We start from the raw sequence: 21,372 nt of genomic DNA on the forward strand, positions 1-21,372 counted from the left end.
GGTGCGGCGGTAGATCAGCCCCGGGATGTGGGCGGCGATCTCGGCCAGCCGCCGCTCCGCCGCCAGCGCCGGGCGAAGGGCGGCCCGCGCCCGGATGCGGCCCGAGACCGCCCAGCCGGCGGCCAGCGAGACCAGCAGGGCGATGCCGGCCGCCAGCGTCGCGAGCGTGGCCGGGGCGGCGCCGGGCGGCGTCTCCATGAAGCGGTCGGACAGGGGGTGCTCGGCCGCCGCCAGGACGACCCTCCAGCCATGGGGCGCCAGCTCGGCCCGGGCGGCATGGACGGTGCGGTCGCCGGGCAGGCCGGCGGTGAAGACGCCGTGTTCGTCGGCCACCCCAGGAGGGCGGCCGGGGCGGGCATGCCGACCTCCATCTCCGGCCCGGAGAAGATGCCGCGGCGGGCGACGATGCGGTCGCGCTGGTCGATGACCAGCAGTCCGCCGGGGGCCCGGTCGGCGGAGCCGCGCATCTGCGCCTGCAGCAGTTCGGCGAAGCGGCTGGCCGGCACCAGCGCGATCAGGACATAGCGGGCGACCCCGCTGCGCACCACCGGCACCCGCACCGCGACCAGCGGCTGGCCGAAGCGGTAGCGGTCGGCGAGGACCGGCGACAGGTCCGGCCGGCCGGCCTGGAGGACGCGCCAGATGTCCGACGGCAGGTGGAGGGGCGGCATCTCCTCGCCGCCGGTCACGCGGGTGTTGACGATCTGCCGGCTGTCGTCGGCCAGGATGATCCCCAGCCAGCCCAGCCCGTTGCCGAGCGCCCGCTCGGCCTGGGCGCGGAAGGCGGCATGGTCGGCGGTGTCGAGCGCGGCGGCGCTGGCGAGCGTGGTCAGGGCGGCGATGTCGCGTCCGACCGCGGCGGCGGCCTGTGCCGCGACCTCCCGTGCGGCCGATCGAAGTTCCAGTCCGGCATGAAGGTCGGCGCCCCGGTCGAGAAAGACCAGGAAGGTGCCGAGGCAGACGACCATCGGGGTGAGGACCGCCGCAATCAGTCCGAAGAGATGGCGCAGCTCGACCACGACCTTGCCCCCACCCGCGGAATTGTGCCTGCCGATAAGGAATATCATCGTATGCGAATGTTAGAAGAATTCGAATAAGGAGAGCAATCGGAAAACCGGCATATGATGATTATTGCCATTTCGAAACATAGTAGTGAGTTGTGACGCGCCTTATCAAAGGGTTGAGGGCCGTTTTGTTAGGAGCCTTGACTCTTTTCGCTGCGGCGCCGCGTTTGCACTGCAAAATATCCGGAGCGTCGGCGTGCGAGTTCTAACCGGCCGATGTTGCCTCAGCCGGTTACTTTACGATGGGAAGCGCGGAAGGGGAGGGGTTACAGCAGGCCGTCGGCGTAGTCGGTGACCAGGGCCGACAGGAACAGGTCGACCAGGACGAGGGCCGCGGCGGCCGGGCCGGAGATGTCGAGGGCCGTGCGCAGGACGAACCACTCGTAGGTCAGCATCGCCATCATCACGCCGAGCACCAGCGCCTCGGCCAGGACCGGCGGCAGCAGGCCGGTGGCGGACAGCACCACGACGGGCAGATAGACCGCCATCTGGACGACCGCCGACCAGTTGTAGGCGCAGACGGCGCCGGGGAAGCGGTCGGCGCGGTCGAGCAGCCCGGCGATGCGGTGGAGCGCCAGGGGGAAGGCCGTCCAGCTCACCACATAGGCGATGGCCTCGACGGTCAGGAGCTGCGGCAGGGGGGTGTCCTGGATCTGCGGCCACAGCCGGATCGCCAGCAGCAGCGCATAGGCCGGCAGGACCACCACCGCGGCGTAGAAGGAGGCGAGCGCCCCCTCCGGCCGGCGGTCGAGCAGATCGAGCCCGCCGCGGTCGAACCGCGCGAGCCGGTAGGCCGCATAGAGCGAGATCAGGATCTGCCGGCTGCTCGGCGGCATGGAGGTTATCCGGCGAGGCGGTCGAAGACGCCGTTCAGGATCCGGCCGTAGATGTCGGTCAGCCGGGCCAGATCCTCGACCGCCACATGCTCGTCGACCTTGTGCATGGTCTGGCCGACCAGCCCGAACTCCACCACCGGGCAGTGGTCCTTGATGAAGCGGGCGTCGGAGGTGCCGCCGGTGGTCGAATATTCCGGCCGGCGGCCGGTCACCGCCTCCGCCGCGTCGGCCACCAGCTCGGTCAGCGGGCCGGGCGGCGTCAGGAAGCTCTCGCCCGAGCACTGGATCTCCAGCTCATAGGCGCCGCCCACCGCGTCGAAGCACCGGCGCAGCCACGACTCGATGCCGGCCGGGGTGTGGGCGTCGTTGAAGCGGATGTTGAAGGTCGCCCGCCCCGCGGCGGGAATGACGTTGTTGGCCGGGTTGCCGACGTCGATGGTGGTCAGCGCCAGGGTGGAGGGCTGGAAGTGGGCGGTGCCCTCGTCCATCGGCGTTTCGGTGATGGCGGCCAGCATGCGCACCAGCCGCGGCAGCGGATTGTCGGCGAGATGCGGGTAGGCGGTGTGGCCCTGCGCGCCGAAGACCGTCAGGTACCCGGTCAGGCTGCCGCGCCGGCCGATCTTGATCATGTCGCCGAGCGCCCCGGGGTTCGTCGGCTCCCCCACCACGCAGGCGTCGAGCCGCTCGCCGCGCTGCTTCAGCCAGTCCAGCACCTTCTTCGTGCCGTTGATCGCCACCCCTTCCTCGTCGCCGGTGATGAGGAGGCTGATCGAGCCGCCGGGCCGGCCCTTCTCCGCGAGGTGGCGGGCGGTGGCGGCGACGAAGCAGGCGATGGCGCCCTTCATGTCGACCGCGCCCCGGCCGTAGAGCCGGCCGTTCCGGATCTCGCCGGCGAAGGGATCGATCGACCAGCCCTTCAGCTCGCCCGGCGGCACCACGTCGGTGTGGCCGGCGAAGCAGAAGTTCGGCCCCCCGGTCCCCAGCCGGGCATAGAGGTTGTCGACCGGCGCCGTGCCCTCCTGCTCGAAGCGCAGGCGGTGGCAGGTGAAGCCCAGCGGCGCCAGCGCCGCCTCCAGGACGTCGAGCGCGCCGTCGTCGCGCGGCGTCACGCTGGGGCAGCGGATCAGGTCGCGGGCCAGGGTGACGGCGAGGTCGGCGGGCGGGGAGGCGGCGTCGGTCGTCATGGAGGGGCGTCCGGTCAGTCGCGCAGCAGGTCGTTGATCGAGGTCTTGGAGCGGGTCTGCTCGTCCACCCGCTTGACGATGACGCAGCAGTAGAGGCCCGGGCCCGGAGTGCCGTCGGGCAGCGGCTTGCCCGGCAGGGTGCCGGGGACGACCACCGAATAGGCCGGGACGCGGCCGATGAAGACCTCGCCGGTGTTGCGGTCGACGATCTTGGTCGAGGCGCCGATGTAGCAGCCCATGGAGAGCACGGCCCCGCGCTCCACCACCACGCCTTCCACCACCTCGGAGCGGGCGCCGATGAAGCAGTCGTCCTCGATGATGACCGGGCCGGCCTGCAGCGGCTCCAGCACGCCGCCGATGCCGACGCCGCCCGACAGGTGCACGTTCCGGCCGATCTGGGCGCAGGAGCCGACGGTCACCCAGGTGTCGACCATGGTGCCGCCGTCGACGTAGGCGCCGAGGTTGACGAAGCTGGGCATCAGGATGACGCCCGGCGCGATGTAGGCGGAGCGGCGCACGATGGCGCCCGGCACGGCGCGGAAGCCGGCGGCCTGGAACTGCTGCTCGCTCCACCCCTCGAACTTCGGGGCGACCTTGTCGAACCAGGAGGCGCCGCCGGGGGCGCCGGGGATCGCCTCGTTCCCGTTCAGGCGGAAGGACAGCAGCACCGCCTTCTTGAGCCACTGGTTGACGACCCAGGCGTCGCCCTTCTTCTCCGCCACGCGGAGGTCGCCGGCGTCGAGGCCGTCCAGCGCCTCGTTGACGGCGTTGCGGATGGGTCCCTGCGTCGCGGTGGTCACCGTGTCGCGGTTCTCCCAGGCGTCGTTGATGGCGGCTTCGAGGGTGGCGTGGCTCATGGCGCGGTCGTCCGTCTGTGACGCCGGCCGGTGGACCGGCGTCGGTTGGCGGGTGAAAAGGAAAGGGACCGCACCATGGAGCGGCCCAGGACGGCTGTCAACGGGTGCGCCCGCCAACCACTGCACCGGCCGACCGATGCCCCTGCCAACCAAGGCCGCCGCCAGCCGGGCCGGCCGGCCGCGGCCTCAGCCCGCCAGCCCCGCCACGGCGGCGAGCCAGGAGGGCAGGTCGTCGACCGTGTGGTCGATCTGCAGGCCGGCGCCGACGCCGGCGCGCTCGTAATCCTGTTCGCCGCGGACCCAGACGGTGGTCATGCCCAGCGCATGGGCGGGGGCGAGGTTGCGGGCGATGTCCTCCACCATGCAGGCGCGCGCCGGGGCGATGCCGAACCGCTCCACCAGCGTGGCGTAGGGCCGCGGGTCGGGCTTCGGCACATAGTCGGCGGCGGCGATGTCGAAGACCGCCTCGAACCGGTCGGCGATGCCGAGCCGTCCGGCGACGTTGGCGGCATGCTTCACCGACCCGTTGGTGAAGATGATCTTGCGGCCGGGAAGCCGGTCCAGCGCCTCGGTCAGCAGCGGCGACGGCGCGACGCCCGTCACGTCGATGTCGTGGACGAAGTCCATGTAGGCGACGGGATCGACGTCGTGCTCCACCATCAGCCCGCGCAGCGTGGTGCCGTAATCGCGGAAGAACTGCTTCTGGCGGGTGCGCGCCTCGTCGAAGGGGATGCCGAAATGACCGGCGATGAACTCGCTGATGCGGCGGTCCACCTGGGCGAACAGGTTGCAGGAGGCCGGATAGAGCGTGTTGTCGAGGTCGAAGACCCACACCTCCGTCTCGCGCAGGGCGGCGAGGCCGGCGTCCCGGCCATCGGGGCCGCGGGCCGCGGAGAGGGCGGGGGAGAGGGGAGTCGTCCGGGGCGGGTTCGTCTGGCTCATGCGGCGGAGAATGGGGTGCCGCACGGCGTCCGGCAAGCCGCGACATTGCCGGGACACTGGAAGATGGTCGCATGCAGCATCCGACCGCGAGGCCTGCTGGTTGATTGCGGTCGGACCGGCGAACCGGTAGCATGTCGCCTTCCGATCGGACGATCGCATCCGTAAGTTTTGCCCGTGGCCGACATTTCGCCTGACCGTTCCGGGGCCGGCTCGCCCCCGGTTCCCTTCGCCGACGCCGGTCGTGCCGCGTCCCCCTCGGCCGTCGTGGCGGCCTATCCGGGGCCGGCGCTGCGGCTGGCGCCCGACGGCTCGGTGGCCGAGGCGAACGCCGAGGCGGAGCATATGGTGGAGAGCGATCCGCGCTGGCTGGCCGACGTGCGGTCGTGGCTGGCCGGCTCCAGCGTCGCGCCGGGGCTGCGCTCCGTCCCGGTGGAGACGGTCCGCGGCATCATGATCGTGGAATGGGCCGGCGTGCCGCTGCCCGACGGCGGCGCCCTGCTGCTGGGCCGCGACGACACGCTGGAGCGCCAGCTCCGCCACACGCTGACCGAGTCGCGCCGCCGCTACAAGGATCTGGTGGAGGTCTCCTCGGACTTCGCGTGGGAGACCGGGCCGGACGGCCGGTTCGTCTTCGTGACGCCCAAGGGGGCGCTCGGCTACACCGCCGAGTCGCTGATCGGCCGCGACCCGCGCAGCCTGGCGATCGACGAATGGGGCGACCTGCCGCTGCCCTTCGACAGCCACCGCCCGGTGGACCAGAGCGAGCTGTGGCTGAAGACGGCGGAGGGGACGCCGGCCTGCCTCGTCGCCTCCGCCCTGCCGCTCTACGACACGGACGGGACATGGCTCGGCGCGCGCGGGGTCTGCCGCGAGGTGACCGACCAGGTGCTGCGCTCGGCCGAGCTGGCGCGGGTGCGGAACCGCGAGAAGCTGCTGGCCCACATCGTCCACACGCTGCGCGACCGGCTGGACGCCGCGGAGGCGCTGGCGGTCGCCGCGGCGGAGACGGCCCGCGCGCTGGGCGCCGACGGCTGCCGCATCTACCGCGCCACCGACGGCGCGCCGCTGCTGCTGGCGGCGGAGTTCGGCGGCGAGATTCCCGCCGGCGTGGCGGAGGAGGCCCTGCGCCCGCTGCTGGCCGGCGGCCAGCCGGACCCGAGGGCGGAGGAGGGGGCCGAGTCGGTGGTCGCGCGCCGCTTCGACGTGGCGCACACGCTGGCCGCACGTACCGAATACCGCGAGGGCATGACCGGCGCCGTGCTGGTGTGGCGCGGCGAGGATGCCGAGCCGTGGGACGAGGAGGACCGGACCCTGCTGTCCGGCGTGGCCGACCATATCGGCATCGCGCACGCCCACCTCGCCTACCAGGAGCGGCTGCGCCGCCTGTCGGAGCGCGACGGGCTGACCGGCCTGTTCAACCGCCGCACCTTCTTCGAGCGGCTGGAGGAGGCACTGTCCCGGCCGGAGAGCGGCCCGTCGGCCCTGCTCTACGTCGACCTCGACAATTTCAAGGCGGTCAACGACCTGCACGGCCACCAGCAGGGCGACGTGGTGCTGAAGTCGATCGGCACGCTGTTGTCGACCGGCGTGCGGCCGGGCGACCTGCCGGGCCGGCTGGGCGGCGACGAGTTCGTGCTGTGGCTCGGCCGCACCGACGAGGAGCGGGCGAAGATCGTCGCCGACCGGCTGCTGACCGGCATCGCGGCGCTGCGCCACCTGTCGGCCAGCCCGGACAAGCCGCTGGGCCTGTCGATCGGCATCGCCGTGCATGTGCCCGGCCACGGCGAGTCGGTGCAGGAGCTGACCGACCGCGCCGACGCCGCGATGTACGACGCCAAGAAGCACGGCAAGGGCCATTACGCCCTGGCCCCCGCCCATTCCGGGACCCCGCGCCCGCAGGGGGCGGAGACTGTTGCGGAGACGGCACCGTGAGCCAGCGTCCCGATACGCTCGATCCGACCGATTACGAAGCCGCCAAGCAGATGGCGCGCAGCGCCGACCCGGCGGTGCGCCGTCGGGTCGCCGAACACCCGCGGACCCGGCCGGAGCTGCTGTATTTCCTGGCCGCCGACACGGCGGCCGAGGTGCGCAAGGCCATTGCCACCAACCACGGCACGCCGCGGCAGGCCGACCTGCTGCTGGCCAAGGACCGCGAGCTGTCGGTGCGCAGCGCCGTCGCCAAGAAGGTCGCCCGGCTGCTGCCCGACCTGTCGGCCGACCAGGCGGCGCAGATCGAGCGCTTCACCGTGGAATGCCTGGAGACGCTGGCGCGCGATCAGGCGAGCGAGGTGCGCGGCATCCTGTCGGAAGCGCTGAAGGACCTGCCGAACGCGCCGCACGGCGTCATCAACACGCTGGCCCGCGACGTCGAGCTGTCGGTCTGCGCCCCGGTGCTGCAGCATTCGCCGATCCTCACCGAAGAGGATCTGGTCGACATCATCATGAAGGGGCCGGTGGCCGGCGCCATGTCGGCCATCGCCAGCCGGCGCGAGGTCTCGGCCTCGGTCGCCGACGCCATCGCCCGCTCCGACGACGAGGCGGCGGTCACCGCCCTGCTCGCCAACCCCTCGGCCCAGATCCGCGAGGAGACGCTGGACCGCATCCTGGACCAGGCGCCGCAGCACGAACCCTGGCACGCCCCGCTGGTGCGCCGGCCGCGCCTGCCGGCCCGCGCCGTCGCCCGGCTCGCCAGCTTCGTCGCCGACAATCTGCTGAAGGCCCTGCAGGAGCGCAGCGACCTTGCCCCCGACGCCGCCCGCGCCCTGGCCGAGGCGGTGCGGGTGCGGGTGGGCAAGGCGGCCTCCGGCCAGGGGCCGGGCCGCCCGCTCGGACCCGTCGATTTCGGCGAGGAGCTGGCGGCGGAGGAGAAGCCGGCGGAACGGCCGTCCGACCGCGCCGCCCGGCTGAACAAGGAAGGCAAGCTGACCGAGGCGTTGCTGGAAGGATCGCTGACCGAGGGCGACCGCGCCTTCGTGCTGGCCGGGCTGGCCGAGCTGGCGCAGATCGGCCTTCCCATCGTCGACCGCATCATCGGCACCCACGCGCCGCGCGCGGTCACCGCGCTGGTGTGGCGGGCCGGGCTGAGCATGCGATTCGCCCGGCAGGTGCAGCTCCGCATCGCCCAGATCCCGCCGAAGACCGCGCTCAACGCCCGCGACGGCGTCCATTACCCGATGACCGACGAGGAGATGCGCTGGCAGCTCGAATTCTTCGGGATCGAGGCGAAGGGCTGACGGCCGGGGAGCGGCGGACCCGGTGCGGAGGACGGCCCGTCTCCCTGGATATGCCTGGTGCCTGATATGCCCGGTGCTCCTCCCCGGCTGCCGGGGCGGGGAAAATTCCGGATGAAAGCGGTCGTCCCGGCTGTTGATGGCGGGGTGACCGGTATTGAATGGAACGGTTCATGCGCTCGCTGTTCGCCGCCGTCTGTCTCGCCCTGTTGTCCGTCCCGCTGTCCGCGCCCCTGTCCGTGGTCCCCGCCAGCGCCGCGCCACCGCGGGCGACGGCGGAGGAGCGTGAGGTCGCGGCCGTCTTCGAGTCGGCCCGTTCGGCGCTGGCCGCCCATCGCGGCGGCGACGTGGTCCCCTTGCTCTCCCGCGCCTCGGTCCGCTCGCTGGAGTCGGTGCGGACGGCGGCGCGCACGCCCGGCGACGGTGCCGTGGAGAAGCTGGAGCCGGCCGAGCGCTTCGCCGCCATGGGGCTGCGCCGCTACGTCAACCCGGCCGAGCTGCGCCGCATGTCGCTCGGCGATCTGGCCGACCATGGGCTGAAGCAGGGCTGGCTCGGTCCCAACATCATCGCCGGCAGCAGCCTGGGTCCCGTGCGGGTGAAGGGCGACCGCGCCTCCGGCCTGCTGATGGTCGACAACCGGCCGGCGCTGGTTCCCGCCGACTTCGTGCGCGAGGGCGGCCAGTGGCGCATCGACCTGGCCGGCGTCTTCGCCTTCGGCAGCCAGATGCTGAAGGGCTTCGCCGCGATGTCGGGCAAGGACGAGACCGCCTATATCGCCGATCTGCTCGACAAGCTGCCGCCGCCCAAGCCGGCCGTGCTGCGGCGCTGAGGCGCCGGGCGGCGGCCATCCGGGGCAAGTCGGTGGGGCGGTTGCGATTATCCTATCGGTTGGGGTACACTCGCGCCGCACACACAAGCTGTTGGCGCTTCCCATGACCGCTCCGGATGGCTCTCCTCACCAGGGGATGGACGACGGGTTCGACCTGCCCGGCCGGTCGGCGCCGGCTCCGCGCTGCCATCTGCTGCGCTGCTGCCCCCGGCTGAAGGCGGCGGTCCTCAGGCTTGCCGCCGCGCGCGGCTGCGACCCGTCGGACATCGCCGGCGCCGCCCTGTTGCTGGCGCCGGCCGCGCTGCCCGATCCGGGCTTTCCCGAGGCGTTCGAGACGCTGGTCCTGCGCCTGCCCGCCGGGCTGGAGGAGGGGGCGGCCCGCCGGGCGCTGGCCGCCGCGGTGGCGCTGGCCGACCCGTCCTGGCGGCTGGTGCCGCGGGCGGAGCTCGACCGGCTGGAGGGGGCGGCCGAGTCGCTGGCCTACCGCAACAAGGCGCTGACCCAGGCGCTGGAGCGGGTGTCCTTCCGGCCGCTCGACGGGCAGGTGACGCAGGTGCGCGACGCCGCCCAGCTCTTCGGCTTCGTCAACGAATGGTGCTTCGACGAGGACCGGGTGGTGAAGCGGTTCCGCGAGCTGGCGCCGGTCTACCATCCCGACACCGGGGTGGTCGCCTGCCGCGAGCGGATGGCGCAGCTGATCGAGGCGCGCAACCTGCTGATCCGCCATGTGCGGACGGCCTACAGCTCCGGCGCCTGGGTGGGACGCCGCCCCCCGTCGCGCGAGGGATCGCGGGAGGGTTGAGGGGGCCGTCAGGCCACCGCCAGTCCGATGGCGTCGCCCGACTTGGCATCGTCGAGAATGGCACCGTCCATCGACGCCCCGGTCAGGTCGGCGCCGGTCAGGTCCGCCTCGCTGAGGTTGGCGCCGCGCAGGTCGGATCCGGCGAGGTTGGCGCCGGCAAGGTTCGCCTTGCGCAGGTCGGCGTTGCGCAGCTGAGCCATGCCCAGCCGGGCGCGCTGCAGGTTGGCGCGCCAGACGTGGTTGCTCATCGACTGGATGTGCACCGGGCCGAGCTGGGCGCCGGACAGGTTGGCGCCGGTCAGGGTCGCCCGCTCCAGGTTGGCGCCGCGCAGGTCGGCGCCGGTGAAGTCGACGTTGCGCAGATCCGACAGCGACATGTCGGCGATCGCCAGCGTGGCGCCGGGCAGCGAGGCGTTGCGCAGCGTGATGCATTGCAGGATCGCCGCCGACAGGTTGATCCCGTCCAGCACGCGGCCCGACAGGTCGATGGCGGAGAGGTCGGCGCGCTTGCCGTTGCGCCCGCCGCTGTCGATCCAGGTGGCGTGCAGCAGCAGGATCTCCCGCAGATCGTCCTCCGGGTTCTCCAGCACCTTGGCCATCACCGCGGCCTGCAGGTTGGGTGAGCGGAGCTGGGCGGCGTCGAGGATGGCGCCGATCAGGGTGGCGCCGGCGAAGTTGGTGCGGTTGATGGCGCAGCCGGTCATCACCGCGCCGGACAGGCGGGCGCCGGTGAGGTTGGCCTCCGTCAGGTCGGCGTCGCTGAGGTCGCAGCCGGTCATGTTGGCGTTGGTCAGGTTCGCCCGCATGAACTTGGTGCCGCGCATGATGGCGTCGGTCAGGTCGGCCTGCATGACGAAGGCGTTGGCGACCTTGGCGCGCGACAGGTCGGCGTTGCGCATGCTGGCCGCCGTCAGCTCCGACGTCAGGACCGAGTTCTCGAACTCGTGCGGGTTGATCTCGCCGCCGGCGCCGTAATGCAGGAGCGTGCCGTCGCGCAGGTCCACCTCGACCATCGAGGCCTCGCTGAGCACGGCCCCGCGCAGGCAGGCGCCGCGCAGGTCGGCGCGCCGCAGGTCCGCCCGCTCCAGGTTGGCGAGCCTGAGGTCGGCGGCATAGAGGTTGGCGTTGGACAGGTTGGCGCCGCTGAGCCGGGCGCTGAACAGCTTGGCCCCCGACAGGTCGGCATCCGACAGGTCGATGCCCGAGAGGTCGAGGTGGGACAGGTCGCGCAGCTTCAGGTTCGCCCGGACGCCGCCCGGCTGACTCTTCCGGAAGGCCTGATGCCGCATCAGGATGGCGTTGAGCTGGCCTTGCGTCAGCTTCGTGCGCGGCATGTTCGACCCGAAGCCTTGCGCGGACGACATTACCCTCGAACCTTCATAATGGTGGTTGCCCAGTCTATCGCGAATACGCCAAAATTTCGTTAACTCCGGGTAAGAACCTGCTTAGGACGGTCACATTTTGTGACATCTCGACCCTTGGTTCCGGTGCCGGACGCGCGGCGGTCGCCGGCTGTTGACTCCGGCCGCCGGCTTGCCTATCTTCCGCCGACCTGTCTTCCGCCAAGCCGATAGACCGGGTACCCCGGCCCGACGCCGGGTTATCTCCGCCAGTCCGCGAGTGTCGCGCACTGGCGCTTTTGGCTTTGTGCGGACGACGGACCCGTATGTGAGGATCACTGGCCCATGTTCGAAGGTCTGACCGGACGCCTCGGCGACATCTTCGACAAGCTGCGCCGCCGCGGCGCGCTGAGCGAGGAGGACGTCAATGCAGCGCTGCGCGAAGTCCGCGTCGCTCTGCTGGAGGCCGACGTCGCCCTGCCGGTGGTCAAGCAGTTCGTCAGCCAGGTCAAGGAGCGGTCGGTCGGCCAGGAGGTCCTGCGCTCCATCACCCCCGGCCAGCAGGTCATCAAGATCGTCCACGACAACCTCGTGGAGATGCTGGGCGAAGGCTCCGACATCAACCTGAACTCCGCCCCGCCGGTGCCGGTCCTGATGGTCGGCCTGCAGGGCTCGGGCAAGACGACCTCCACCGCCAAGATCGCGCTGCGGCTGAAGACCAAGGACCGCAAGAAGGTCCTGATGGCCTCGCTCGACGTGCGCCGCCCGGCGGCGCAGGAGCAGCTCAAGGTGCTGGGCGAGCAGGTGGGCGTCGCCACCCTGCCGATCGTCCCCGGCCAGGATCCCGTCGCGATCGCCCGGCGCGCGCTGGAGACGGCGCGGCTGGAAGGCTACGACGTGGTCATGCTCGACACCGCCGGCCGCCTCGCCATCGACGAGGAGCTGATGGCCGAGGTCGCGGCGGTGCGCGACGCGACCCGGCCGGCGGAGACGCTGCTGGTCGCCGACGCGATGACCGGCCAGGACGCGGTGACGGTCGCCACCAACTTCAACGACCGGGTCGGCATCACCGGCATCGTGCTGACCCGCGTGGACGGCGACGCCCGCGGCGGTGCGGCGCTGTCGATGCGCCGGATCACCGGCAAGCCGATCAAGCTGCTGGGCGTCGGCGAGAAGGTCGACGCGCTGGAGCCCTTCCACCCCGACCGCATCGCCGGCCGCATCCTCGGCATGGGCGACGTGGTGTCCCTGGTCGAGAAGGCCATGGACACCATCGACAAGGACGAGGCCGAGAAGCTCGCCCGCAAGATGGAGAAGGGCCAGGGCTTCGACCTGGACGACATGGCCTCCCAGCTCAAGCAGCTGCGCAAGATGGGCGGCATGTCCGGGCTGATGGGGATGCTGCCGGGCATCGGCAAGATCAAGAACCAGCTCAAGGACGCCAACATCGACGACAAGATGATCAAGCGCCAGGAGGCGATCATCTCGTCGATGACCAGGAAGGAACGCAAGAACCCCGACATCATCAAGGCCTCGCGCCGCCGGCGCATCGCCGAGGGCTCCGGCACGAGCGTGCAGGAGGTCAACAAGCTGCTCAAGCAGTTCGAGACGATGCGCGGGATGATGAAGCAGGTGCAGAAGCTGGGCCAGAAGGGCCTGATGCGCCACGGGCTGCAGAGCCTTCTGCCCAAGAATTTCCGCGGTCCCTCGTAAGGCCGCGGCGAACCGTTCAACCAACGTCTTTCAACATCAGCGAAGAAAGAGTTCCAACCAATGTCCCTGAAGATCCGTCTGGCTCGCGGCGGCGCCAAGAAGCGCCCGTTCTACTCGATCGTCATCGCCGATGCCCGCAGCCCGCGTGACGGCCGCTTCATCGAGAAGATCGGCACCTACAACCCGATGCTGCCGCGCGAGCACGAGCAGCGCGTGGTTCTGGACGCCGAGCGCGCCAAGCACTGGCTGGGCGTCGGCGCGCAGCCGACCGACCGCGTCGTGCTGTTCCTGGCGAACGCCGGCCTGGTCGAGAAGCCGGCCGTCCGCGAGACCCCGAAGAAGTCGGCTCCGAAGGCCAAGGCGCAGGAGCGCCTGAAGGCCGAGGCCGCCGCCAAGGCCGCCGCGGAGGGTTGAGCCTGATCCCCTCCCCCGCATGGGGAGGGGACCCGGTTCGAAACCATCGCCGTCCGGAAGACCACAGCCATGTCCGCCCCTGTCCCTTCCCGGAAGGTCTGCGTCGGCCAGTTCGCGGGATCGCACGGCGTGCGGGGTCTGGTGAAGCTGCGCAGCTTCACCGGAGACCCGGCGTCGGTGACCGCCTACGGCCCGCTGACCGACGAGGAGGGCCGGCGCAGCTTCCGCATCACCCTGCAGGGCACCGTCAAGGACCAGTTCCTGGCGCGGGTCGACGGGGTGAGCAGCCGGGAGGAGGCGCAGGCCCTGGCGGGGCTGAGGCTCTATGTCGACCGCTCCGCCCTGCCGGAGACGGAGGACGAGGACGAGTTCTACCACGCCGACCTGATCGGCCTGCGTGCCGAGCTCGCCGACGGAACCCGTTTCGGCATCGTGAAGGCGGTCTATGACTTCGGCGCCGGCGACGTTCTGGAGATCCGCACGGAAAGCGGGGCCCTGGAGATGCTTCCCTTCTCCAAGGCCTGCGTTCCGCTGGTGGATGTCCGGGGCGGCCGGCTGGTCGTCGACCTCCCCGCCGTGATCGAAGCCCGCCCGGACGACCGGGACGGCGACGGCGACGGCAGGGAGGAGGGCGGGGCAGGCCCTGAAACCGGTGAAGGCGGGGAGGGGGAGCCGTGAATCACGGCGCCGCCGGCCCGCTTGCCTGGACCGTCAAGGTTCTGACGCTGTTCCCGGAAATGTTTCCGGGGCCGCTCGGCCACAGCCTGGCCGGCAAGGCGTTGGAAAATGGAGTCTGGGCGCTGGAATCAGTGGACATTCGCTCGTTCGCGCGCGATAAACACCGCTCCGTCGACGACACCCCCTTCGGCGGAGGGGCAGGCATGGTCATGCGGCCCGACGTGCTGGACGCGGCTCTCACCGCGACGGCAGGGCCTGCGGGGGCGGCGGGGCGCGGTCGGCTGATCTATCTGTCGCCGCGCGGACGCGTGCTGGACCAGGCCCTGGTCAAGGAGCTGGCGGCGACCCCGACGGTCACGCTGCTCTGCGGCCGGTACGAGGGGGTGGACGAGCGGGTGCTGGATGCGCACGGTCTCGAGGAGGTCAGCCTCGGGGACTTCGTGCTGTCCGGCGGCGAGCCTGCCGCGCTGTGCCTGATCGACGCCGTGGTGCGCTTGCTCCCCGGCGTCATGGGCAATGAGGCGACGGCGGGCGAAGAGAGTTTCGAACGGGGATTGCTCGAATATCCCCACTACACCCGGCCGGCCGTCTGGGCGGACGGGCAGGGTGTGGAACGCGCGGTGCCGGACGTCCTCTTGTCCGGGCACCACGAAAGGGTTCGCGCCTGGCGGCTCGCCGAGGCGGAGCGCATCACGCGGGACCGTCGTCCCGACCTGTGGGCGCGCTACGAGGCGGGCAGGACGGCCGAGGATCGGAAGAAGTCGAACAAGGGTCGCAGGGCGGCGCGCCGCCCCGGCCCGGAACCGGAGTGACGGTCCGCCGCGAGGCGCACCGATTAGAAAGGGCAGTGCTATGAACCTGTTGCAGAAGCTCGAGCAGGAGCAGATCGAGAAGGTCCTCGGCGACAAGACCATTCCGGAGTTCTCGCCGGGCGACACCGTCCGCGTGAACGTGAAGGTGGTCGAAGGTTCGCGCGAGCGCGTCCAGGCCTACGAGGGCGTCGTGATCGCCCGCCGCAACGCCGGGCTGAACTCCTCCTTCACCGTGCGCAAGATCAGCTACGGCGAGGGCGTGGAGCGTGTGTTCCCGCTGTACTCCCCGCGCATCGACTCGGTGGAGCTGGTCCGCAAGGGTGACGTCCGCCGCGCCAAGCTGTACTACCTGCGCGACCGCCGCGGCAAGTCGGCCCGTATCGCCGAGCGCACGACCGGCCGCGGCATGAACGACAAGGCCGCCGCCGAGTAATCTCGGGGCCGTCCCTCCGTTCGCCCAACAGGTTCGTAAGAAGGGCGCCCGCAGCCGTCAGGCCGGCGGGCGCCGGTGTTCAACAGTCCAGTTCAGGAGTCAGGTGCCGTGAAGCGCACGTACCAGCCGTCCAAGATCGTCCGCAAGCGCCGTCACGGGTTCCGCGCCCGCATGGCCACCGTCGGCGGCCGCAAGGTCATCGCCCGCCGCCGCGCCCGCGGCCGCAAGGTCCTCAGCGCCTGATCCCGCGATGGCGGCGCCGGACCGAGCGGTCGGGCGCCTGAAGCGGCGGCCGGAATTTCTGGCCGTGGCCGGGACCAGGCGAAAGCATGTGGCCCCCGGCCTGATCCTGCAGGTGCGCCGACACGACGAACGGCAGCGGCCCGCCCCCGGCGAGCCGCTGATTCGTCTTGGCCTGACCGCGAGCCGCAAGGTCGGCAACGCGGTCGTGCGCAACCGGTCGCGCCGCCGCCTGCGCGAGGCCGCCCGCCTGCTGCTCCCCAGCCACGCCGCCCCCGGTCACGACCTCGTGCTGGTGGCGCGGGCCGGAACGGCGGAGCGGCCCTGGGCCGAGCTGCTGGGCGACCTGCGCGCCGCGCTGAAGCGCCTCGGCCTCTGGCGGGACGCCGGCAGCGGAGGCGGGAGCGGGGAGGGCGCGATGCAGGACCCGCCGCGGCAGGCCCCGGCCGGAGAGACGTCATCATGAGCCCGCTTGCCCACGGCTTGCGGGCTCTTGTCGTTCTCTACCGCTGGACGCTGTCGCCCTTCGTCGGCTGGCATTGCCGCTTCCAGCCCACCTGTTCGTCCTATGCGCTGGAGGCGCTGGAACGGCACGGCGCCATCCGCGGCGGCTGGCTGACCGTCCGCCGCCTTCTGCGCTGCCACCCGTGGGGCGGCTGGGGCTATGATCCGGTGCCGTCCGCGGACGGATCGCCGCAGACCTCGCAGCAGACCTCTGGAAACGGGCAGGGGGGCATCCCCACCTGCTGCGGGCACCACTCCACCCACCAGGACCATGCCGGGGTTGCCGTGCATGGCCAAAACCGATAAGCAAGGCCGCGTTTCGCCGACCTTCGTGTAAGGCCTGACGCCATCCGGGACGCCATGACCGATCAACGCAACCTCATCCTCGCGATCGCCCTGTCGATCGCCATCCTTCTGGGCTTCCAGTTCTTCTACGAGAAGCCGCGGATCGAGCAGCAGAAGCAGCTCGCCGCCCAGCAGGCCGCCCAGACGGAACAGACGGTCCCCGCCCCCGGCACGGCGCCCGGCGCTGCGAACCCGCAGATCCCCGGCCTCGCGACGGCGGAGTCGGCCAAGGACCGCGCCGCCCTGCTGGCCGAGCAGCTCGCCGCCGGCAGCCGCGTCAAGATCGACACCCCGTCGCTGCACGGCTCGGTCAACCTCGTCGGCGGCCGCATCGACGACCTGACGCTGGCCACCTACCACGAGACCCCGGATCCCAAGAGCCCGGAGATCGTGCTGCTGGCCCCGGCCGGCACGCCCGCCGCCTACTATGCCGAGTTCGGCTGGGTGCCGGAGGACCGTTCGGTCGCCGCCCCGGGCGCCGACACCCGCTGGACCGCCAACGGCACCGCGCTGACGCCGGACAAGCCGCTGCTGCTGACCTGGGACAACGGCAGCGGCCTCGTCTTCGAGCGCAAGGTCGAGGTCGACAAGGACTACATGTTCACCGTCACCCAGACGGTGCGCAACGCCGGCTCGCAGCCGGTCCGCCTGCTGCCCTACAGCCTGGTGACCCGCAGCGGCACGCCGCTCACCTCCGGCTACTACATCCTGCACGAGGGTCCGCTCGGCGTCTTCGACGGCAAGCTGTCGGAGAAGTCCTATGACGACCTGAGGAAGGCCGGCAAGCCGCTGACGCAGGAGACCACCGGCGGCTGGATCGGCATCACCGACAAGTACTGGCTCGTCTCCCTGGTCCCCGACCAGAAGGACAAGGTCACCGCCCGCTACGTCTATTCCAGCCCGGGCAACAGCGACCGCTATCAGGTCGACCTGCTGGGCACGGCGATCGAGGTCGCGCCGGGCGCCACCGCGACGCAGACCGGCCGCCTGTTCGCCGGCGCCAAGCAGGTGAAGCTGCTCGACGCCTATGCCGACAAGCTGGGCATCACCAACTTCGACCTGGCGATCGACTTCGGCTGGTTCTACTTCCTGACCAAGCCCTTCTTCTACGCGCTCGACTTCCTGGGCCGCGTGCTGGGCAACTTCGGCCTCGCCATCCTGGTCTTCACCGTCATCGTCAAGGCCGCCTTCTTCCCGCTTGCCAACAAGTCCTATCAGGCGATGAGCAAGATGAAGAAGCTGCAGCCGCAGATGCAGTCGCTGCGCGAGCGCTTCGCCGACGACCCGCAGCGGATGAACCAGGAGCTGATGGGCCTCTACAAGCGCGAGAAGGTCTCGCCGGTGTCGGGCTGCCTGCCGATCCTGATCCAGATCCCGGTGTTCTTCGCGCTCTACAAGGTGCTGTTCGTCACCATCGAGATGCGGCACGCGCCCTTCTTCGGCTGGATCCACGACCTGTCGGCGCCCGATCCCACCACCATCTTCAACCTGTTCGGCCTGATCCCGTGGGACCCGCCGGCCATGCTGCATCTCGGCGCCTGGCCGCTGATCATGGGCGTCACCATGTGGCTGCAGCAGCGCCTGAACCCGGCGCCGCCCGACCCGGTGCAGCAGAAGGTCTTCGCGTTCCTGCCGATCATCTTCACCTTCATGCTCGCCGGCTTCCCGGCCGGTCTGGTGATCTACTGGGCCTGGAACAACCTGCTGTCGGTCGCGCAGCAGTGGACGATCATGCACCGCATGGGCGTCAAGGCCTGACGCGACGGGCCGTCCGCCGCTTCCCGCCGCCCGCTCCCGCCCTTGCGGCAGGGGCGGGCGGCTCCATTTCCGGCACCATGTGCAACAGACGAGACGGAAGACCCTGACCATGAGCACCCCGACCGGGCCCGGCGTGATCTCCGGCTTCGACGAGGCCGCCATCGAGGCCGGCCGGCTGCTGTTCGCCAAGGAATGCGACTTCGTCTGGGGGGCGGCGACGCTCGACCAGCTTCCCGAGGCGACGCTGACCGAGGTGGCCTTCGCCGGCCGCTCCAACGTCGGCAAGTCCAGCCTCGTCAACGCCCTGACCGGCCGCAAGACGCTCGCCCGCACCTCCAACACGCCGGGCCGCACGCAGCAGCTCAACTTCTTCAACCTCGGCAACCGGCTGATGCTGGTCGACATGCCCGGCTACGGCTATGCCAAGGAATCGAAGGAGAAGGTGGAGGCGTGGAACGACATGGTCCGCCGCTACCTGAAGGGCCGCGTCACGCTGCGCCGCGCCCTGGTCCTGGTCGATTCGCGCCACGGGCTGAAGCCCAGCGACCAGGAGATCATGACCATGCTGGATCAGGCGGCGGTGCCCTACGTCGTCGTGCTGACCAAGGCCGACAAGGTGAAGCCCAACGCGCTGGACGCCATCCGCCGCGCCACCGAGGGCGCGCTGAAGAAGCATCCCGCCGCCTTCCCCGGCGTGCATGTGACCAGCTCCGAGAAGGGGGTGGGCATCGCGGAGCTCCGCGCCAGCCTCACCCAGCTCGCGGCGCTCGGCTGACGGGGCGGGGCCGACGGCCGTCATGAGCCTGCCGCCGACCCTGCTGTTCCTGATCCAGGCGATCGTGCTGATCGCCGGCCCGTTCTTCCTGTGGCGGCTGACCGGGGTGAAGCGGCTGGCCCCCATGGTGGTCGTGCAGATCCTCTTCGGGATCGCGCTCGGCCCCTCGCTCTTCGGCAGGCTGGCGCCCGACCTGTGGGCCGCCCTGTTCGCCCCGGCCACGCTGGCCCCGCTGTCGGGCCTCGCCCTGCTGGCGGTGCTGTTCTTCGCCTTCCTGACCGGTCTGCATCTCGACCTGGCGGAGTTCCGCGGGCGGGGGCGCTCCTTCGTCGCCGTCAGCCTGACGAGCATGCTGCTGCCGACCCTGCTGGGCGTCGGGCTGGGGCTGTGGATCGCCGAACGCTTTCCGTCCATGGCCGGGCCGAAGGCCGATCCCTGGCTGTTCGCCGCCGGCTTCGGCGTCTGCGTCGGGGTGACGGCCCTGCCGGTGCTGGGCGCCATCCTGCGCGAGATGGGGTTGCTGGAGCGGCGGGTGGGGCGGCTGGCGCTGGGCTATGCCGCGGTCAACGACGCGCTGCTCTGGGTGCTGATCACCGGCCTGCTCGCCTGGGCTGCCGGAGGTGGGGCTGCCGGAGGTGGGGCTGCCGGAGGTGGGGCTGCCGGAGGTGGGGAGGGCAGTGCGGCCGGACTCGGCGAGGTGGCCAGGGTGGCCCTGCTGGGCTTCGCCTATATCGGCGTGACCGAGCTGGTGGTGCGCCCGCTGCTCGACCGGCTGATGGAGCGGGTGGCGCCGGACGGGCAGGTGGGCGATACGGCGGTGGTGGTGACCTGCACCGCGCTGCTCGGCTCCGCCGCGGTGACGGAGCTGATCGGGCTGCACTACATCCTCGGCGCCTTCGTCGCCGGGACCGCCATGCCGCGCCGCCTCGCCGCCGCGATCCTGGCGCGGCTGGAGCATTTCGCGACCCTTGTGCTGCTGCCCTTCTTCTTCACGCTGACCGGGCTGAAGGTGTCGCTGGATTTCGGTGCCCCGGCGCAATGGGCGGTCTTCCTGCTGGCGACCGGGGCGACGCTGGCCGGCAAGCTGGCGGGCACCACGTTCCCCGCCCGGCTGGCCGGGGAGCGCTGGGGCGACGCGCTGCAGCTCGGCGCGCTGATGCCCTGCAAGGGGCTGATGGAGGTCATCGTGCTGACCATCCTGCTGGAGGCGGGCGTGCTGTCGCCCGGCTGCTTCTCCGCGCTGGTTCTGATGGCGGTGGTGGTGACGGCGCTGACCCAGCCGATGACGCGGCTGGCCGGCCGGCTGGCGGGGTAGGCGCGCTACAGCGGCCTGCGGACGTTCGCCGCGCTGCCGGGATCGGCCGGCGGCTCCCGGGAGTCGTCCGGGATCCGGCGGTTGGCGTCGGTCACGCTCTGCCGGTCGGGGGAGTCGTAGAGGCGGCGGGCCTTTTCGGCGTTCTCCTTGGGGTCGCTCTTCAGCGCCTCGGTGAAGGGGCTCTTCGGAGTCGGCATGCGGCGGTCGTCCATGGGGGCCTCCGTCGGTCGGGGACGGAGGGAAAACCGCCCGGCGGACCAAGGGGTTCCCGGTGCGGGGCAGGGTACGAAAAAGTCCCCTAGGCACCCCCGGAGCTTTCCGTTAAAGACATGACCGACGCACCATCTCCAGCGACGGACACAGCCGTGCAGAACACCACCCGCGACGAGTGGCTCTCCAAAGCCCGCACCCTGTCCGAGGCCCTGCCCTACATGCGCCGCTACGCGGGGCGCACCTTCGTCATCAAGTACGGCGGCCACGCCATGGGCGACGCCAGCCTGGCGGAGAAGTTCGCCCGCGACATCGTGCTGCTGAAGCAGGTCGGCATCAATCCGGTGGTGGTGCATGGCGGCGGGCCGCAGATCGGCCAGATGCTGGAGCGGCTGAAGATCAAGTCCAGCTTCGTCGACGGCCTGCGCGTCACCGACAAGGAGACGGTCGAGGTGGTCGAGATGGTGCTGGCCGGCTCCATCAACAAGCAGATCGTCGCCGCCATCAACGCGGCCGGCGGCCGGGCGGTGGGCCTGTCGGGCAAGGACAGCAACCTGATCACCGCGCGCAAGCTGCGCCGCGTCCAGCGCGATCCCGACAGCAACATCGAGAAGGTTCTGGACCTCGGCTTCGTCGGGGAGCCCTACCAGGTCAACCCGCAGATCCTGCACGCGCTCGCCCAGTCCGACATCATCCCGGTGATCGCGCCGGTCGGCTTCGACCGCCAGGGCGACACCTACAACATCAACGCCGACACGGCGGCGGGCGCGGTGGCGGCGGCGTTGGGCGCCACCCGCTTCTTCCTGCTGACCGACGTCGCGGGCGTGCTGGACAAGAACAAGCAGCTCATCGAGAAGATGACGCTGGACCAGGCGCGCGCGGCGATCGCCGACGGCACGGCGTCGGGCGGCATGATCCCGAAGATCGAGACCTGCGTCGACGCGGTGGAGCAGGGGGTGGACGCCGCCGTCATCCTCGATGGCCGGGTGCCGCACGCCCTGCTTCTGGAGATCTTCACCGAGGGTGGGGCCGGCACCCTGATCGGGCGCGAGTAGAGCGCCCATATCAGAGGGCGGACGTCTCGGCAAAG

The 21,372-nt window shown here is 71.0% G+C and carries 23 protein-coding genes; 16 read left to right on the plus strand and 7 right to left on the minus strand.

The genetic code is table 11. The annotated features are described in order from the left end of the window. Positions 1-14: 14 nt before the first annotated feature. From DEW08_RS32195 to DEW08_RS08870, 5 genes are all read right to left on the minus strand, one after another. A complete protein-coding gene (locus tag DEW08_RS32195; protein WP_245986520.1) occupies positions 15-1,067 on the minus strand; it encodes a hypothetical protein in 1,053 nt (350 codons plus the stop codon). A 263-nt stretch (positions 1,068-1,330) separates the two neighbouring features. Next, positions 1,331-1,900: a hypothetical protein gene (locus DEW08_RS08855; protein ID WP_109326319.1), complete on the minus strand. Its 570-nt coding sequence runs from the start codon at positions 1,898-1,900 to the stop codon at positions 1,331-1,333. Positions 1,901-1,905: 5 nt separating this feature from the next. After that, positions 1,906-3,084, minus strand: coding sequence for a succinyl-diaminopimelate desuccinylase (gene dapE, locus DEW08_RS08860; RefSeq protein WP_109326320.1), 1,179 nt, complete (start codon positions 3,082-3,084; stop codon positions 1,906-1,908). Positions 3,085-3,098: 14 nt separating this feature from the next. Then, entirely contained in the window at positions 3,099-3,941 is an 843-nt protein-coding gene (gene dapD / locus DEW08_RS08865) for a 2,3,4,5-tetrahydropyridine-2,6-dicarboxylate N-succinyltransferase (protein ID WP_109326321.1), read from the minus strand. A gap of 186 nt (positions 3,942-4,127) precedes the next feature. Beyond that, a complete protein-coding gene (locus tag DEW08_RS08870) occupies positions 4,128-4,883 on the minus strand; it encodes a pyrimidine 5'-nucleotidase (RefSeq protein ID WP_109326328.1) in 756 nt (251 codons plus the stop codon). 174 nt (positions 4,884-5,057) lie between these two features. Between DEW08_RS08870 and DEW08_RS08875 the strand changes: the two genes are divergently transcribed. From DEW08_RS08875 to DEW08_RS08890, 4 genes are all read left to right on the plus strand, one after another. After that, positions 5,058-6,815, plus strand: a complete 1,758-nt coding sequence (locus tag DEW08_RS08875; RefSeq protein ID WP_245986522.1) for a sensor domain-containing diguanylate cyclase — start codon at positions 5,058-5,060, stop codon at positions 6,813-6,815. After that, positions 6,812-8,116, plus strand: coding sequence for a DUF2336 domain-containing protein (locus tag DEW08_RS08880; protein ID WP_245986524.1), 1,305 nt, complete (start codon positions 6,812-6,814; stop codon positions 8,114-8,116). The genes DEW08_RS08875 and DEW08_RS08880 overlap by 4 nt, the downstream gene beginning before the upstream one ends. 170 nt (positions 8,117-8,286) lie before the next feature. After that, entirely contained in the window at positions 8,287-8,943 is a 657-nt protein-coding gene (locus tag DEW08_RS08885) for a hypothetical protein (RefSeq protein WP_109326329.1), read from the plus strand. A gap of 103 nt (positions 8,944-9,046) precedes the next feature. Next, on the plus strand, positions 9,047-9,745 hold the full coding sequence (locus DEW08_RS08890; RefSeq protein WP_146214668.1) for a hypothetical protein: 699 nt from the start codon (positions 9,047-9,049) through the stop codon (positions 9,743-9,745). An 8-nt stretch (positions 9,746-9,753) separates the two neighbouring features. Here the strand turns inward: DEW08_RS08890 and DEW08_RS08895 are convergent, their stop codons facing one another. Continuing rightward, positions 9,754-11,079, minus strand: a complete 1,326-nt coding sequence (locus DEW08_RS08895; RefSeq protein ID WP_245986525.1) for a pentapeptide repeat-containing protein — start codon at positions 11,077-11,079, stop codon at positions 9,754-9,756. 351 nt (positions 11,080-11,430) lie between these two features. On the opposite strand from DEW08_RS08895, the gene ffh reads away from it, so the two are divergent. The 11 genes from ffh (at position 11,431) to DEW08_RS08950 (ending at position 20,072) form a co-directional block, all read left to right on the plus strand. Next, positions 11,431-12,798, plus strand: coding sequence for a signal recognition particle protein (ffh, locus tag DEW08_RS08900; RefSeq protein WP_109326332.1), 1,368 nt, complete (start codon positions 11,431-11,433; stop codon positions 12,796-12,798). A gap of 60 nt (positions 12,799-12,858) precedes the next feature. Then, the gene (rpsP, locus tag DEW08_RS08905) at positions 12,859-13,212 is read left to right on the plus strand and encodes a 30S ribosomal protein S16 (RefSeq protein ID WP_109326340.1); all 354 of its coding nucleotides are present in this window, start codon (positions 12,859-12,861) and stop codon (positions 13,210-13,212) included. 69 nt (positions 13,213-13,281) lie between these two features. Next, positions 13,282-13,890 (plus strand): ribosome maturation factor RimM, encoded by a 609-nt coding sequence (gene rimM, locus DEW08_RS08910; RefSeq protein ID WP_109326341.1) that lies wholly within the window; start codon positions 13,282-13,284, stop codon positions 13,888-13,890. Positions 13,891-13,949: 59 nt separating this feature from the next. After that, entirely contained in the window at positions 13,950-14,702 is a 753-nt protein-coding gene (trmD, locus tag DEW08_RS08915; protein WP_245986617.1) for a tRNA (guanosine(37)-N1)-methyltransferase TrmD, read from the plus strand. 40 nt (positions 14,703-14,742) lie between these two features. Then, entirely contained in the window at positions 14,743-15,135 is a 393-nt protein-coding gene (gene rplS, locus DEW08_RS08920) for a 50S ribosomal protein L19 (protein ID WP_109326343.1), read from the plus strand. 108 nt (positions 15,136-15,243) lie between these two features. Further along, complete coding sequence (gene rpmH, locus DEW08_RS08925) at positions 15,244-15,378, plus strand: 50S ribosomal protein L34 (RefSeq protein ID WP_109326345.1); 135 nt, start codon at positions 15,244-15,246, stop codon at positions 15,376-15,378. Positions 15,379-15,385: 7 nt separating this feature from the next. Continuing rightward, entirely contained in the window at positions 15,386-15,841 is a 456-nt protein-coding gene (rnpA, locus tag DEW08_RS08930) for a ribonuclease P protein component (protein WP_109326346.1), read from the plus strand. Beyond that, positions 15,838-16,185: a membrane protein insertion efficiency factor YidD gene (gene yidD / locus DEW08_RS08935; RefSeq protein ID WP_109326347.1), complete on the plus strand. Its 348-nt coding sequence runs from the start codon at positions 15,838-15,840 to the stop codon at positions 16,183-16,185. The genes rnpA and yidD overlap by 4 nt, the downstream gene beginning before the upstream one ends. Positions 16,186-16,239: 54 nt before the next feature. Beyond that, positions 16,240-17,982, plus strand: coding sequence for a membrane protein insertase YidC (yidC, locus tag DEW08_RS08940; RefSeq protein WP_109326353.1), 1,743 nt, complete (start codon positions 16,240-16,242; stop codon positions 17,980-17,982). A 109-nt stretch (positions 17,983-18,091) separates the two neighbouring features. Then, positions 18,092-18,757: a ribosome biogenesis GTP-binding protein YihA/YsxC gene (yihA, locus tag DEW08_RS08945; protein WP_109326354.1), complete on the plus strand. Its 666-nt coding sequence runs from the start codon at positions 18,092-18,094 to the stop codon at positions 18,755-18,757. 22 nt (positions 18,758-18,779) lie between these two features. Beyond that, a complete protein-coding gene (locus DEW08_RS08950; protein ID WP_109326355.1) occupies positions 18,780-20,072 on the plus strand; it encodes a cation:proton antiporter domain-containing protein in 1,293 nt (430 codons plus the stop codon). A 5-nt stretch (positions 20,073-20,077) separates the two neighbouring features. Here the strand turns inward: DEW08_RS08950 and DEW08_RS08955 are convergent, their stop codons facing one another. Further along, entirely contained in the window at positions 20,078-20,284 is a 207-nt protein-coding gene (locus DEW08_RS08955; RefSeq protein WP_109326356.1) for a hypothetical protein, read from the minus strand. 153 nt (positions 20,285-20,437) lie between these two features. Here DEW08_RS08955 and argB point away from each other — a divergent pair, with 153 nt between their 5' ends. Continuing rightward, positions 20,438-21,337 carry an acetylglutamate kinase gene (gene argB, locus DEW08_RS08960; RefSeq protein ID WP_109326360.1) on the plus strand — a complete coding sequence of 300 codons (900 nt, stop codon included), beginning with the start codon at positions 20,438-20,440 and terminating at the stop codon, positions 21,335-21,337. Positions 21,338-21,372: the final 35 nt, after the last annotated feature.

Source organism: Azospirillum thermophilum, assembly GCF_003130795.1.
GTDB classification, from domain to species: Bacteria; Pseudomonadota; Alphaproteobacteria; order Azospirillales; family Azospirillaceae; genus Azospirillum; species Azospirillum thermophilum.

Excerpts from the sequence above, each read along its gene's own strand:
- DEW08_RS08885 (WP_109326329.1), top strand. The coding sequence starts at position 8,287 with ATGCGCTCGCTGTTCGCCGCCGTCTGTCTCGCCCTGTTGTCCGTCCCG.
- DEW08_RS08955 (WP_109326356.1), bottom strand. The coding sequence starts at position 20,284 with ATGGACGACCGCCGCATGCCGACTCCGAAGAGCCCCTTCACCGAGGCG.
- yidC (WP_109326353.1), top strand. The coding sequence starts at position 16,240 with ATGACCGATCAACGCAACCTCATCCTCGCGATCGCCCTGTCGATCGCC.
- DEW08_RS32195 (WP_245986520.1), bottom strand. The coding sequence starts at position 1,067 with ATGATATTCCTTATCGGCAGGCACAATTCCGCGGGTGGGGGCAAGGTC.
- rplS (WP_109326343.1), top strand. The coding sequence starts at position 14,743 with ATGAACCTGTTGCAGAAGCTCGAGCAGGAGCAGATCGAGAAGGTCCTC.
- rpsP (WP_109326340.1), top strand. The coding sequence starts at position 12,859 with ATGTCCCTGAAGATCCGTCTGGCTCGCGGCGGCGCCAAGAAGCGCCCG.
- DEW08_RS08870 (WP_109326328.1), bottom strand. The coding sequence starts at position 4,883 with ATGAGCCAGACGAACCCGCCCCGGACGACTCCCCTCTCCCCCGCCCTC.
- DEW08_RS08950 (WP_109326355.1), top strand. The coding sequence starts at position 18,780 with ATGAGCCTGCCGCCGACCCTGCTGTTCCTGATCCAGGCGATCGTGCTG.
- DEW08_RS08895 (WP_245986525.1), bottom strand. The coding sequence starts at position 11,079 with ATGCCGCGCACGAAGCTGACGCAAGGCCAGCTCAACGCCATCCTGATG.
- yidD (WP_109326347.1), top strand. The coding sequence starts at position 15,838 with ATGAGCCCGCTTGCCCACGGCTTGCGGGCTCTTGTCGTTCTCTACCGC.
- yihA (WP_109326354.1), top strand. The coding sequence starts at position 18,092 with ATGAGCACCCCGACCGGGCCCGGCGTGATCTCCGGCTTCGACGAGGCC.
- dapD (WP_109326321.1), bottom strand. The coding sequence starts at position 3,941 with ATGAGCCACGCCACCCTCGAAGCCGCCATCAACGACGCCTGGGAGAAC.
- ffh (WP_109326332.1), top strand. The coding sequence starts at position 11,431 with ATGTTCGAAGGTCTGACCGGACGCCTCGGCGACATCTTCGACAAGCTG.
- DEW08_RS08855 (WP_109326319.1), bottom strand. The coding sequence starts at position 1,900 with ATGCCGCCGAGCAGCCGGCAGATCCTGATCTCGCTCTATGCGGCCTAC.
- dapE (WP_109326320.1), bottom strand. The coding sequence starts at position 3,084 with ATGACGACCGACGCCGCCTCCCCGCCCGCCGACCTCGCCGTCACCCTG.
- trmD (WP_245986617.1), top strand. The coding sequence starts at position 13,950 with ATGTTTCCGGGGCCGCTCGGCCACAGCCTGGCCGGCAAGGCGTTGGAA.
- rnpA (WP_109326346.1), top strand. The coding sequence starts at position 15,386 with ATGGCGGCGCCGGACCGAGCGGTCGGGCGCCTGAAGCGGCGGCCGGAA.
- rimM (WP_109326341.1), top strand. The coding sequence starts at position 13,282 with ATGTCCGCCCCTGTCCCTTCCCGGAAGGTCTGCGTCGGCCAGTTCGCG.
- DEW08_RS08890 (WP_146214668.1), top strand. The coding sequence starts at position 9,047 with ATGACCGCTCCGGATGGCTCTCCTCACCAGGGGATGGACGACGGGTTC.